Below are 12,131 nucleotides of genomic sequence, written 5' to 3'. Positions count from 1 at the left end.
TCCCATGCAAGCCTGAGTCCGAATTCGAGCAGCACCGATCCGTTCAACAGGAGAGCAATTCGTTGTGCGCTGATGAAGCGCTCTGGCCGGCAAGACAAGTGACGAATTGCCGCAAATCCGCTGACGACGCGCGTTTCTTGGTACGCTTCCGCGCCAACTAGACCACCAGAGGCTTACGCGAAGCGCTTCGGAAGAAAGGGAATGGGCTGCTGCTTGCAGCAGCCCATCGACGTGGTGCTTATCGACAAACGCGCACGCGGGTCACGACGCGGTGGCCGTGAGGGCCGCGTCTTACGACGGTGCGCAGCTTGCACACCTTCCGAGAATGATATCGATGGTGACGGTGATAGCGGTGGTGATAGTGCGCTTGCACCAGCTCGGAAGCTACCGCAGGAGCAATCGGACGCGCCGGCGCCGCGTTGGCTGGAACCGAGAGTGTTCCGAAAGTGAGCAGGACGGCAATGGCGAGACCATGAGCGAGTTTCTTCATAAAGTTTCCTTACAAGATGCCCCATCTTCAGTGTTGCGTCAGCGGGTGAATACGAGATGAACGGCACCGTCGCGCAGAGCTGCGTTGCGCCGATCAGTCAAACGATCTTCCGCGCATCAATACACTTCGTCGGGATACACGCCCCACAGTCTGGTCTGCCGAACGTAGCCTGCGGAAGTCTCTGCTCGAACGTGACACCACACGCCGGCGCACGCATCTACGATGACGAGAACGCGCGGTTCAACGACGGCGTTGACCGCCGAGTCTGGCTTCGGATGCTTTCGAAGACGAACCGGCTTTGCGGCCGACCAGGGAGCAATCAACGCGGTCCTCCGGCCGGACAACAGTGCGCCCAGCATCCATCCCTCTTCGCCATCGGCATCGCGGATGCGCCGCCAGTTTCCGAACTCCGCGAGTATCTCCACGGGAAGATGGCGGCGAACGAAGGTCCATCGCAGCGGATAATCGATACCGGGTCCAGCGCGAACGTTGGCCGGCTTGCTCTTGACGGAGGCAAAACGGGGTATCGGAAGGCCGCTCCGTTGGACGCGCTCGGAACCAGACGCCGAGCCGACCAGGCTTCCGAGCAAGATCGCCGTCGCTGCTGCGCTCATCAATCTCTGCAACGACAGCTGCTTCCAAATGCTCCAATTCTCCGTATCTGATCGTCCCAACACCCTCGAAACCAAACCCTCTCCTGATGATAGTGCGACGCGCGCGGCGAGCGAGAGGACGTCCGCACTTCAGACGCAAGAACGCCCGCAGCTCCTCGACGCCTGCGCGAGCCGTTGCATACATCGTCGGAAGGGAGATTTGCGCCCGAGATTTGTACGGTAGAGGACCAAGCGCGAGATCGAATCAAGAGAGATGCTCGCTTCGTGCGGCGTAGTTAACCATCTCTCCCGGCTCGCCCAGTTTCTGCCGTCGTTCGTCGTTGCACTCGATCGTCTCGGCTCCTCACCGCCCAGGAAGAAGCTTATGCCGCCGATGTCGCGCAATCGGGTCATCCATATCCCGCTGCTTGTCCACATGATGCTATTGGCTGCCGGTTCGGTGGTTGTCTTCGCCTCCGAAGCGCACGGACATAAACCGTTAGCGGATCCACAGTCCGACTCTCGTACCTCAAGCTCAGAGCACGTGCCGTTCGCGCGGACCGAACCGTCTCCAGCACGGCGAGGGAGGTCCTTGCCACGTCAGAGCGCCTCGACGTCCGATGCTTCCGATGTGATTGGCCGATTGCTATCATCGAGGAAGGCGGCGCTCCCCTCGCCTCCCGCCGCGACGTCGCAGGACCATTCTCCCGATACGCGCTTCGTTCACCAGGAGACGGAGGCACGGTCGGTTACTGCGTTCGGCAACTTGAAAGAGACGATCCGTCTTGCCCGTCGCGGGAAGACGGGATTGGCGATCGAACGCAGCGGGACAATTCGTGACCGCGCGAGCCGTAGACTGGCGGAGTGGGTGATCCTGCGTTCCGATGATGATGGGATCGACTTTCAACGCTACGCCTCGTTCGTCCGCGCCAATCCATCGTGGCCCAGCCTCGATCGTTTTCGGCGACGCGCAGAAGCCAGGCTCTGGTTCGAGCCGCACGAGCCCGGAACCGTGCTCATGTTCTTCTCCGAGCGGAAACCCTTGGGGGCCTTAGGCAAGCTCGCGCTTGCGCGAGCGTTGTCGGAGCGCGGCGATCAAGCCGCAGCCCGAAAATACGTCCGTTCCGCCTGGCACAACGGCCGCCTCTCCGCGCAGTCCGAGGCGCAAGTGCTGGCGCGCTTCGGACACCTGCTCTCGGCTGCCGATCACCGGGCTCGCATGGAATCACGTCTGTATGCGGACGACATCACGGGATCCCTGCGTGCGGCGAAGCGCCTCAGCGCAACCGACCGAGCGATCGTGAAAGCGCGGGCAGCCGTCATCCAAAATGCCAGCACCAGCGGTGCCTTGCTCGACGCGGTAGCATCGGCTGCAGGCGCTGAGCCTGCTTACCTCTTCACTCGTATCCAGTGGCTTCGCCGCAAGGACCGCATTGCGGAGGCCGCGCAACTGCTGCTTTCCGCCAAGCTTCGCGCATCCGTTTCCGACCATGCCGATGCATGGTGGGTCGAGCGCCGCATCCTGGTGCGTCGACTGCTCGATGACGGCAAGGCGCAGATAGCCTACCGAATCGCCCGCGATGCGGCCTCCCCCTCCAGGGAGAGTCTTCGCGTCGACCAGACATTCACTGCGGGATGGATCGCGCTGCGATTTCTGAATAACCCCCATCTGGCCTCACAGCATTTCGCGCGTATCGCGAGGATGACGACCCATCCAACCTCGCTTGCACGCGCAGCGTACTGGCTCGGACGTGCTGCAGAGGCGGGCGGTGATCGGGAGAAGGCGCGCGGCCACTATGCCGCCGCATCGAGACGCACCGCAGCATATTACGGGCAGCTGGCAAGCGCCCGATTGGGCCGACGCGACGTTTCATTGCCGCGACCGCCAAGCCTCGGTCCTAGAGAGCGCGCAAACCTGTCCAAACGCGATCTTGTTCGCGCAGTCGAACTGCTCTACGCGACTGGCAACAGCGATCTGGTGATCCCGTTCGTCGCCGACCTTGGCCGTACGGCCGACATTGGACTGCTGACGGTCATCGCCGAAGCCGTCGCCAAGAGGCGGGATGCGCGCGCTACCCTTGCGGTCGGCAAGGGCGCCCTTGCGCGTGGGTTTCCGCTGGATCTGTACGCGTTTCCCAATTTCGGCCTGCCCAACTATGCCTCGGTCGGCCCGAAGGCGGCTGCAAGTCTCGTCTACGCTGTGGCGCGGGCGGAAAGCGCCTTCGACAAGGGCGCGCAATCGCCGGCAAAAGCCTCGGGATTGATGCAGGTGACACCCGCAACAGGCCAAACGATCGCCCGCCGGCTGGGTATCGCATTTGAGCCCGGGCGGCTGCGAAGCGATCCAGCCTACAATGTACAACTCGGATCCGCCGAACTCGCAGATCTTCTCAAGACCTATGATGGGAACCACGTCCTCGTTCTGGTCGGCTACAACGCCGGGCGTGGGCGGGTCAAGCAATGGATCGCACGCTACGGCGATCCCCGAGATCCGACCGTTGACGTCATCGATTGGGTCGAGCGTATCCCTTTCACCGAGACGCGCATCTACGTGCAGCGTGTGATGGAGAACCTTCAGGCCTATCGGTCACGCTTCGACGAACGTGCGCCTCCGGGAATCGAGGCGGATATGCGGGGAGCTCACTAGGATGTTCCGGAGACGGCCGCATGCACAGGTGCGGACAGCCTTGCTGCGGCAGACATGCCGTTCCGCTCGGCTCTCGAGAAACGGCGCTTGGGTTCCATCGATTCGTGCCCCGGCGCGAGGCACCGACGGTTCCGAGGATCTCCGCCGCCTCATGTAACCGGCACGCGTGTCGCTTGTGCTGCGCTCAATGTAAAGCGGCACTCCCGCCGCCGGCATCAGCTGCACTCTGAGCTTCGTCAGTCAAAATGAAAATGAACCATCCCGGCTGCGTTACTGGTTTCCCGAGGCCTTCCTCGGCTACGTGCCGAATAGCTTGCGCACTGCTGGCAACCATTCGCCGGTCATCGTGAACTCGAGCCCGAGTCGAGCTCCGCAGGCAATTGCCAACATGGTGATAGGCGCTGAAAGAGAGAGCGTCGAGAATGCGGTCAATCCCTGGCCGATCGTGCATCCCATCGACATGACCCCTCCGATGCCCATCAGGAGCGCGCCGGTCATGTGCCGCTTCAGCTCGCGGGCGTCGTCGCAGGCCTCCCAACGAAAGCCGCGCGCGAGCATCGCCGCGGCAAACGAGCCTGCGACGACGCCGACGACGGAGCCGATGCCGAAATTCAGCCGCGCACCGGAAAAGGTGGCAATATAGAGAATGGCATCGCCGAGCGGAGCCACGAAGGTGAGCGAGGAGACCCGCACCGCGTCGAACTCGTCGTCGGCAAGCCATCCAGTCGCAAACCAGCCGAACGCGATCGCCGCGCCCACGGCAAGACCAGCGGCCAGCAGCCGCGGCGACCGGATCAGCCTGCCGTCCGCAAGGGCCCAGAAGGCGAGCGCGGTGGCAATGGCCACGACGAGGACCGCGCGCATCATGCCGCCGGCGCCGAGCAGCGACGTCAAGGTCTGGGTGCTCCCCTCGGGCAGCCGCACCGACAACGGTTCGATCAGCATCAGCCGCAGCACACCGGTAATACCGCGCATGGTCGCGAGCGCCGAAAGGCCGAGCACGAGAAACACCACGATGGCACGCAGATCGCCGCCCCCGACGCGCACCAGCGTGCCGAACCCGCAAGTGCCGACCAGGGCCATGCCGACGCCGAACATCAGCCCGCCAAGGATGGCCCCGCCAAGGCCGATCGACGCCGTGAGGTAGATCGACCGCGACAGATCGACGATGCCGAACTCGGCAAGCGCCTGGGTCGCGAGCAGGGCGACCGCCGCGGCCAGCGCGAAGGATTTCAGCCTGCGATAATCCGATCCGAAGAACGCGTCCTCGAGCATCGCCAGCGTGCAGAAGCGTCCGGCGCGGCCGGCAATGCCGAGCACGGCACCGGCGGCAAGCCCGCATGCAAACGCGATGGTCGAAGGGCTCAGCATTCCTCCCGCTTCTTCTTGGTCCTGGCGGCGGGTAATCTGCGCCGGTGGGGCGCGAAAAGCCAGCGCGGAGAACTACCGGCGGCGCCGGCGCACCGGCTCGCAGAACACGTCGTAAACGGCGGTGAGAATCTTGCGGACGTCCTCGTTGGCGAGGCTGTAGTAGATCGTCTTGCCGTCACGGCGGGTCGTCACCAGCCGATCGAGCCGTAACCGCGCCAGCTGCTGCGAGACCGTCGATTGCCGCTCGCCCAGGAATTGCTCGAGCTCGGTCACGGATTTCTCGCCCTCGGCGAGGATGCAGAGCAGCAGCAATCGGGACTCGTGGGACAGCGCCTTGAGCATGTCGCTCGCCTCGCGCGCCTTCTCGATCATTTGCTCGAGTTCGGCTGAGCCCTCGATCTCCTTCAGCTTGGGCAACGGCATCGCGTCAGATTCCTCTTAGCACAATAGGCAAGAACGGTCACGACCTCCCGGGTTCTGATCCCGTGTTTGACAGGATTCGGTCCAAGAGGCCGAAGAAGAAGGCATCCCCGGGATAGCCACGAATACGCCCGATCTCACGGCCCTCTTGTACCACGACAAAGGTCGGCGTGAAGGGACCCGGATCGATTCCGGCCAGATCGGCGGGGAGGGAGCCGTTCAGGTCGACCCGACGCAGCGGTGCGGCCCGGCCCTCCCCGGTCTTGCCGTAGATTGGCGCGATCTCCGCGTTGAAACGCGCGCACCAGGCGCAGCCAGGCCGCTCGAACATGACGAGCTCTGCGGCGCGCGATGCGGTCGCGGGCAGCGCCAGCCCGATGGCGAGGGCGAGCAGGGCGATGATTCTGTTCATGCTGCGTAACCGAGCCTTTTGGACCTGCCTGGCGGGCTTGCTTTTCGGACGTCCTCGGCGCTTTATATCATTAAATTCGTATATGTGCTAGGGATGGGCGGAAATGACCTTGGACGTGACGCTGGGTGCGGCCTTTGTCGCGGGCCTCTTGTCGTTTCTGTCGCCCTGCATCCTGCCTCTGGTCCCGCCGTTCCTGTGCTACATGGCCGGCGTCTCGGTTACGGATCTGTCCGGCGACAGGCCGGATTTGCGGCCGCGCATCCTGCTCTCGGCGCTGTCCTTCGTGGCAGGTTTCTCGCTGGTCTTCATCGCGCTCGGCTCGACCGCCTCGATCGCGGGACGCTTCGTCTCCGCGCATCTGTCGACGCTCGGTATCGCTGCGGGCGGGCTGATCATCGTCATGGGGCTGCATTTTCTCGGGCTGCTCAGGATTCCGCTGCTCTATCGCAGCGCCACCGTGCAGGTCGACAATCGTCCGGCCGGTATGGCGGGGGCATTCGTCATGGGGCTGGCATTCGCGTTCGGCTGGACGCCCTGCGCGGGCCCGATCCTCGCCGCCGTCCTGCTGATGGCGGGTTCGGAGGACACGACCGGGCGAGGGGCGCTGCTGCTGCTCGCCTATTCGGTCGGGACCGGAATTCCCTTTCTGATCGCAGCGGCGTTCACCGGCCGCTTCATCGGAGCGCTTGGCCGCGTGCGTCGGCATCTCGGTCTGGTCGAGAAGACGATGGGCGTCTTCCTGGTTGTGACCGGTCTCATGTTCCTGACCGGATTGATGCCCGCGGTCTCGCAATGGCTGCTCGAGCAGTTCCCTGCATTGACCAGCATCGGCTGAGGCTAGCCGAAGCGGAAGTCGAGCAATTGGGCGAAAGATTGCAGCTCGATGAGGTAACGATGCACGAGGGGGCCGTCGCCGGCCATGGCGGCATGAGCGATCTCGCCGCTGCTGGCGATTGCGCCATCGATCAGGCGGCGGAATTCACCTTGCGCGGCGATCTCGCCGTTTGCCCATTCGTTGCACCGTAAAAGCCGATCGCGGAACGCGCCTGCGGCGGCGACGGTCTCCTCGGCGTTCGCTTGTGCCGGCCGTTCGCTGTAGCGGGTCGCAGCGACACGCAAGGCGTCCATGGCGGGCGCGATCTCGAAGATGCAATCGCCGAGATCGTAGAGGCCCGCGTGACGCCTGAGCGCGTGGAAAGCTCGCCGAACCGCAAGCAGCTCGCGTTCGGCGGCCGCATTGTCTCCGCGGTCCAGCGCGCCCATTGCCGTTGTGAGCTGTTCGTATCCTCGGTCGAGAAATCCCGACGATTCGGAAGAAGCGTGAACTGGCGGGCGTTCGCGGGTGTTCGGCTCGATCCGCTTCCAGCGGCTGGCCGCTTCGTCGATCTCGCTTTGTGCCAGCGCAACGTTGCCGGTGCGCGCATAGCTCGCGGCAATGCGCAGGTTGGCCATGATCGGCGCCACCGCGGATACGAGATCCTCCGGCTTGTCGCCATCCGCGCCAAGCGCGAGCGCGTTGGAGGCCAGCCATGCCAGCAGCGCGATGGTGCAGCGCAAGATCAGAACTCCTTGTCACATTCCTATATTTGAATATCATAATGAAAACGATCGGCGCGCAAGATCTCCAAGGCAGGAAACCCCAATGTCGCTCCGCATGCCCACCCGACGCGGTCTCCTCGCATTCGCGGCAGGCACGGCTTTGGCGGGCCGCGGCGCGGCAGCGGCCGAGCCAGCAGTCGGAGAAGACGGGCTCTACCACGAGCCCTGGTTCCTGCAGAGCTTTCTCGATCTGCGCGAGGACCTGGAGAGCGCCACCGCCGGCGGCAAGCGCCTCGCCGTCATGTGGGAGCTGCGCGGCTGTCCCTATTGCCGCGAGACGCATCTGGTGAACTTCGCCGACCCCGGGATCGCGAGCTACATTCGAGCCAACTTCGAGGTGTTGCAGCTCAATCTGATCGGCTCGCGCAAGGTTACGGACTTTGACCGCGAGGAATTGGCCGAGAAGGATCTCGCCCGGAAGTACGGCATCAGGTTCACTCCGACCGTTCAGTTCTTTCCGCCGTCTGCCGATGGCGTCGAAGCGAAGGAAGCGATGGCGCGCGAAGTGGCGCGGGCGCCCGGCTATCTGAAGCCTCCGCACTTCCTGGCGATGTTTCGTTTCGTGCGGGAGCGCGCCTACGAGCGCGGCTCGTTCCGGGATTTCCTGGCGTCGAATGGCTGATTGAGAGCGTCTTCCGAATTTCGCTTGACGCGGCCATTCGTATGAACATATCATGATACATGAATTTGATGGACGTTGAATTCCATCGTGATCAACAGCGGGCGTCACCCCGCATTCAAGGGCAGGAAACATGCGGCGCTCGCTTATGGCTGCGTTTGCACTTTATGTAGCGGCCGGGGGCGCTCTCGCCCAAGAACCGGTCAAGGAGCCGATCAAGCTCGACGTCGTTGACGATTCCCTGCCGAAATCCCTGATAGGCGCGCCCGGAAATGCCGCCGCCGGCAAGAAGGTATTTCTCACGCGTACGCTCGGCAATTGCCTGGCCTGTCATCAGGTCACCAGCCTGAAATCCGAGGAATTCCACGGTGAGTTCGGTCCGTCGCTCGACGGCGTGGCCGGCCGCTACACCGAGGCGCAATTGCGCCTCATCGTCGCCGACCCCAAGCGCATCTTCACCGACACGGTCATGCCGGCGTTCTTCAAGAACGACGGTCTCAGCCGGGTGCGCCCGGAATTCGTCGGCAAGACGATCCTTACGGCCGCGCAGGTCGAGGACGTCGTCGCTTTTCTCAAGACGCTGAACTGACGGCGAGGAGGACCAGGAATGAAAGCCATCAATCGACGGCAGGCATTTGCGCTCGGGGGCGGCTTCGTCATGCTGACCCTTGTACCGATGGCGGCCGGTGCGGAAGTGTCGAACGACGCGGCAAAGTGGATCGAGAAGTTCACCGGCGGCAAGCAGCCGGCCAAGGGCAAGATTTCGCTCGACTTGCCGGAGATCGCGGAGAACGGCAACACCGTGCCGCTGTCGATCAACATCGAGAGCCCGATGACCGCGGAGTCCTACGTCAAGGACGTTCTCATCATTGCGGATGGCAATCCGAACGCCGGCGTCGCGACATTGTCGTTCACACCGCTGTCGGGCAAGGCGGAAGCCTCGATCCGGATCCGGCTCGCCACCACGCAGAACGTGGTTGCGGTCGCGAAGATGAGTGACGGTTCGCTGTTCACGGAACAGAAGACCGTGAAGGTCACGATTGGCGGCTGCGGCGGCTGAGGGCGTCAGGAGAGGAACAATGGCAGACAAACCACGCATCAAGCTCCCCAAGGAAGCGGCCAAGGGCGAGGTGATCCAGATCAAGACCTTGGTCTCGCATCTCATGGAATCGGGTCAGCGCAAGGACGCGCAGGGCAAGCCCATTCCGCGCAAGATCATCAACAAGTTTGCCTGCGAGTTCAACGGAAAGCCGGTGTTCTCTTGCGCACTGGAGCCTGCGATCTCGGCCAATCCCTACATCCAGTTTGACGCCAGGATCGACGAGGCCGGGACGTTCAAGTTCGCCTGGACCGACGACGACGGCTCGGTGATCACCGCCGAAGAGAAGATCGCGCTCAAGGCATGATGCGCATCGCGCAGTGAGGGAGACTCGAATGGCGTCACGATATGTTGGGTTTGCCGCTGCAATCGTGGCCATCACGTCGGGTGCGACGCTCGTGTCTGCCGATGACGCCGAGCGGAAAGGTATCGCGGCGCCGCCGGGCCATGTCTTCAAGACCATCATCTCCGGCTACGAATTTCGCAGCAAGGAGACCCGCGCCTTGCAGGACGACGATCTGGAGAATCCCGGCTTCCTCGCCGTGGAGCGCGCGGCGGATGCCTGGAAAAAGGCGGAAGGCAGTGAGGGCAAGTCGTGCATGAGCTGTCACGGGGAGGCCGAAGCCAGCATGAAAGGTGTGGGCGCCGCCATGCCGAAATGGGACGACAAGCTGAAGAAGCCGGTCAATCTCGAGCAGCGCATCAATCTTTGCCGTAGCGAACAGATGAAGGCGGAGCCTTGGAAATTCAAATCCAGGGAGTTGACCGACATGACGACCTTCGTCCGTTACCAGTCGCACGGTATGCCTGTGGCGGTGAAGATTGACGGGCCGATCTCGCCCTGGTTCGAGCGCGGCAAGCAGATCTATTACAACCGCTATGGACAACTCGATCTCGCCTGCGCGTCCTGCCACGAGCGCAACAATGGCAAGTTTATGCGCGCGGACTTCCTGAGCCAGGGGCAGACCAACGGCTTCCCGACTTATCGGTTGCGTGACCAGCGTGTGGTGCCGCTGCATGAGCGGTTCGAAGGCTGCATGTTCGACGTGCGTGCCGAGCCGTTCAAGCCGCTGTCTGACGACTTCCTTGCCCTCGAGCTCTACGTGGCCTGGCGCGGCATCGGGCTGCCGGTCGAGACGCCCTCGGTGCGCAATTGAAGCCATGAATATGCAGGAGCATTGCGCGTGATCTCTCGCCGCGAGTTCATCCAGGTTGCTGCGGCAACGGCTGCACTTTCGACTGGTGTGGGTTCTGGCCTGACCCGGGCGGTTGCCCAGCAGCGCCTGACCCAGACTGAGTTGCTCGCCTTCGAGCCGCTCGGCAACGTCACGCTGGTGCATGTGACCGACATTCACGGTCAGCTCATGCCGCTCTACTTCCGAGAACCTTCGACCAATCTCGGCGTGGGAGACGCAAGAGGGGTGCCGCCCCACGTCACCGGTCGGGAGTTTCTCAGCCGCTTCGGCATCGCGCCGGGCTCGTCGGCGGCGTATGCCTTGACGTCCGAGGATTTCGAGGCGCTGGCCAAGACCTATGGCCGGATCGGTGGTCTCGACCGCGCCGCCACGGTGATCAAGGCCATTCGCGCCGAGCGCGGCGACAAGGTTGCACTGCTCGACGGAGGCGACACCTGGCAAGGATCCTGGTCGTCGCTGAAGACGCGCGGCCAGGACATGATCGACTGCATGGCGCTGCTCAAGCCCGATGCCATGACTGGGCATTGGGAGTTCACTTACGGCACCGAGCGCGTCAAGCAGGCGATCGAAGGACTCGGCTTCCCGTTTCTCGGGCTCAATATCCGCGATACCGAATGGAACGAGGCGGCGTTCGACGCCTCTACAATGATCGAGCGCGGCGGCGTCAAGATCGCGGTGCTCGGCCAGGCTTTCCCATATACACCGGTCGCCAATCCGCGCTGGATGATCCCGAACTGGTCGTTCGGCGTGCGCGAGGAGGATGTCCAGTCGCAGGTCGACAAGGCGCGCAAGGGGGGCGCGCAGCTCGTCGTGCTGCTGTCGCATAACGGTTTCGACGTCGACCGCAAGCTTGCGAGCCGCGTCAAGGGAATCGACGTCATCCTGACCGGACACACCCATGATGCGCTGCCAGAGGCGGTGAAAGTCGGCAAGACCTTGCTGATTGCCTCGGGCTCGTCCGGCAAGTTCGTGTCCCGGCTCGATCTCGATGTCCGCGACGGCGAGGTCAAGGCGTTTCGCTACAAGCTGATTCCACTGTTCTCCGATGTGATCACGGCGGACGCCGAGATGGCTGCGAAGATCGCCGAGGTCCGCAAGCCCTTCGCGTCCGATTTGGCCAAGGTGCTCGGCAGGACTGAATCGCTGCTGTACCGCCGGGGAAATTTCAACGGCACGTTTGATGACCTGATCTGCCAGGCGCTGATGCAGGAGCGGGATGCCGAGATCGCGCTCTCGCCCGGTTTTCGCTGGGGCACCAGCGTGCTGCCGGGCCAGGACATCACCTTTGAGGATGTCACCAATGCAACCGCGATCACCTATCCCGCGGTCTACCGCATGGGCATGACTGGCGCGCGCTTGAAGGAGATCATCGAAGACGTCGCCGACAACCTCTTCAATGTCGACCCGTATTATCAGCAGGGCGGCGACATGGTGCGGATCGGCGGCCTGTCCTATGCCATCGACGTCACCAAGCCGCAGGGCAGCCGTATCTCGGACATGCAGATGGTCAAGACCGGCACGCCGATCGATCCTGCCAGGGAATATCAGGTCGCCGGCTGGGCCAGCGTCAATGAAGGGACCGAAGGGCCGCCGATCTGGGACGTCGTTTCGAATTACCTGACGCGACAGAGAGCCATTCGGCTCGAGCCCAACAGAGCCGTCAAAGTCACCGGAGCGTAAGAAGC

13 protein-coding genes are annotated in these 12,131 nt (G+C 63.1%); 8 read left to right on the top strand and 5 right to left on the bottom strand.

The window, feature by feature from the left end; translation table 11 throughout:
• Positions 1-606: 606 nt before the first annotated feature.
• Positions 607-1,104 (bottom strand): SH3 domain-containing protein, encoded by a 498-nt coding sequence (locus K408_RS44250; RefSeq protein ID WP_051160635.1) that lies wholly within the window; start codon positions 1,102-1,104, stop codon positions 607-609.
• Between the two features lie 253 nt (positions 1,105-1,357).
• Between K408_RS44250 and K408_RS37510 the strand changes: the two genes are divergently transcribed.
• Positions 1,358-3,730 carry a lytic transglycosylase domain-containing protein gene (locus K408_RS37510; protein WP_245265868.1) on the top strand — a complete coding sequence of 791 codons (2,373 nt, stop codon included), beginning with the start codon at positions 1,358-1,360 and terminating at the stop codon, positions 3,728-3,730.
• Positions 3,731-4,027: 297 nt separating this feature from the next.
• Here K408_RS37510 and K408_RS0102005 read toward each other — a convergent pair whose 3' ends face one another.
• The 3 genes from K408_RS0102005 to K408_RS0101995 form a co-directional block, all read right to left on the bottom strand.
• Positions 4,028-5,101 (bottom strand): YeeE/YedE family protein, encoded by a 1,074-nt coding sequence (locus K408_RS0102005; protein ID WP_024337385.1) that lies wholly within the window; start codon positions 5,099-5,101, stop codon positions 4,028-4,030.
• Between the two features lie 72 nt (positions 5,102-5,173).
• Positions 5,174-5,524: an ArsR/SmtB family transcription factor gene (locus K408_RS0102000; RefSeq protein ID WP_024337386.1), complete on the bottom strand. Its 351-nt coding sequence runs from the start codon at positions 5,522-5,524 to the stop codon at positions 5,174-5,176.
• 37 nt (positions 5,525-5,561) lie between these two features.
• Positions 5,562-5,933, bottom strand: coding sequence for a thioredoxin domain-containing protein (locus tag K408_RS0101995; protein WP_024337387.1), 372 nt, complete (start codon positions 5,931-5,933; stop codon positions 5,562-5,564).
• 103 nt (positions 5,934-6,036) lie between these two features.
• Between K408_RS0101995 and K408_RS0101990 the strand changes: the two genes are divergently transcribed.
• The gene (locus tag K408_RS0101990; protein ID WP_024337388.1) at positions 6,037-6,768 is read left to right on the top strand and encodes a cytochrome c biogenesis CcdA family protein; all 732 of its coding nucleotides are present in this window, start codon (positions 6,037-6,039) and stop codon (positions 6,766-6,768) included.
• Between the two features lie 2 nt (positions 6,769-6,770).
• Here the strand turns inward: K408_RS0101990 and K408_RS0101985 are convergent, their stop codons facing one another.
• Positions 6,771-7,490, bottom strand: a complete 720-nt coding sequence (locus tag K408_RS0101985) for a hypothetical protein (RefSeq protein ID WP_051160637.1) — start codon at positions 7,488-7,490, stop codon at positions 6,771-6,773.
• A 97-nt stretch (positions 7,491-7,587) separates the two neighbouring features.
• Between K408_RS0101985 and K408_RS0101980 the strand changes: the two genes are divergently transcribed.
• From K408_RS0101980 to soxB, 6 genes are all read left to right on the top strand, one after another.
• Positions 7,588-8,154: a SoxW family protein gene (locus K408_RS0101980; RefSeq protein WP_024337390.1), complete on the top strand. Its 567-nt coding sequence runs from the start codon at positions 7,588-7,590 to the stop codon at positions 8,152-8,154.
• 130 nt (positions 8,155-8,284) lie between these two features.
• Positions 8,285-8,740 carry a sulfur oxidation c-type cytochrome SoxX gene (gene soxX / locus K408_RS0101975; protein WP_024337391.1) on the top strand — a complete coding sequence of 152 codons (456 nt, stop codon included), beginning with the start codon at positions 8,285-8,287 and terminating at the stop codon, positions 8,738-8,740.
• 18 nt (positions 8,741-8,758) lie between these two features.
• Positions 8,759-9,211: a thiosulfate oxidation carrier protein SoxY gene (soxY, locus tag K408_RS0101970; protein WP_024337392.1), complete on the top strand. Its 453-nt coding sequence runs from the start codon at positions 8,759-8,761 to the stop codon at positions 9,209-9,211.
• Positions 9,212-9,230: 19 nt separating this feature from the next.
• Positions 9,231-9,557, top strand: coding sequence for a thiosulfate oxidation carrier complex protein SoxZ (gene soxZ / locus K408_RS0101965; RefSeq protein ID WP_024337393.1), 327 nt, complete (start codon positions 9,231-9,233; stop codon positions 9,555-9,557).
• Between the two features lie 28 nt (positions 9,558-9,585).
• A complete protein-coding gene (gene soxA / locus K408_RS0101960; RefSeq protein ID WP_024337394.1) occupies positions 9,586-10,407 on the top strand; it encodes a sulfur oxidation c-type cytochrome SoxA in 822 nt (273 codons plus the stop codon).
• 27 nt (positions 10,408-10,434) lie between these two features.
• The gene (soxB, locus tag K408_RS0101955; protein ID WP_024337395.1) at positions 10,435-12,126 is read left to right on the top strand and encodes a thiosulfohydrolase SoxB; all 1,692 of its coding nucleotides are present in this window, start codon (positions 10,435-10,437) and stop codon (positions 12,124-12,126) included.
• Positions 12,127-12,131: the final 5 nt, after the last annotated feature.

Source organism: Bradyrhizobium sp. in8p8, assembly GCF_000426845.1.
In the GTDB taxonomy this organism is placed as follows: domain Bacteria; phylum Pseudomonadota; class Alphaproteobacteria; order Rhizobiales; family Xanthobacteraceae; genus Bradyrhizobium; species Bradyrhizobium japonicum_C.
The sequence above is the reverse complement of the archived record's forward strand: the minus strand, read 5'-3'. Positions and strand labels throughout refer to the sequence as shown.

Excerpts from the sequence above, each read along its gene's own strand:
- soxZ (WP_024337393.1), top strand. The coding sequence starts at position 9,231 with ATGGCAGACAAACCACGCATCAAGCTCCCCAAGGAAGCGGCCAAGGGC.
- soxA (WP_024337394.1), top strand. The coding sequence starts at position 9,586 with ATGGCGTCACGATATGTTGGGTTTGCCGCTGCAATCGTGGCCATCACG.
- K408_RS0102000 (WP_024337386.1), bottom strand. The coding sequence starts at position 5,524 with ATGCCGTTGCCCAAGCTGAAGGAGATCGAGGGCTCAGCCGAACTCGAG.
- K408_RS0101995 (WP_024337387.1), bottom strand. The coding sequence starts at position 5,933 with ATGAACAGAATCATCGCCCTGCTCGCCCTCGCCATCGGGCTGGCGCTG.
- K408_RS0101980 (WP_024337390.1), top strand. The coding sequence starts at position 7,588 with ATGCCCACCCGACGCGGTCTCCTCGCATTCGCGGCAGGCACGGCTTTG.
- soxY (WP_024337392.1), top strand. The coding sequence starts at position 8,759 with ATGAAAGCCATCAATCGACGGCAGGCATTTGCGCTCGGGGGCGGCTTC.
- K408_RS44250 (WP_051160635.1), bottom strand. The coding sequence starts at position 1,104 with ATGAGCGCAGCAGCGACGGCGATCTTGCTCGGAAGCCTGGTCGGCTCG.
- soxX (WP_024337391.1), top strand. The coding sequence starts at position 8,285 with ATGCGGCGCTCGCTTATGGCTGCGTTTGCACTTTATGTAGCGGCCGGG.
- K408_RS0102005 (WP_024337385.1), bottom strand. The coding sequence starts at position 5,101 with ATGCTGAGCCCTTCGACCATCGCGTTTGCATGCGGGCTTGCCGCCGGT.
- K408_RS0101990 (WP_024337388.1), top strand. The coding sequence starts at position 6,037 with ATGACCTTGGACGTGACGCTGGGTGCGGCCTTTGTCGCGGGCCTCTTG.
- K408_RS37510 (WP_245265868.1), top strand. The coding sequence starts at position 1,358 with ATGCTCGCTTCGTGCGGCGTAGTTAACCATCTCTCCCGGCTCGCCCAG.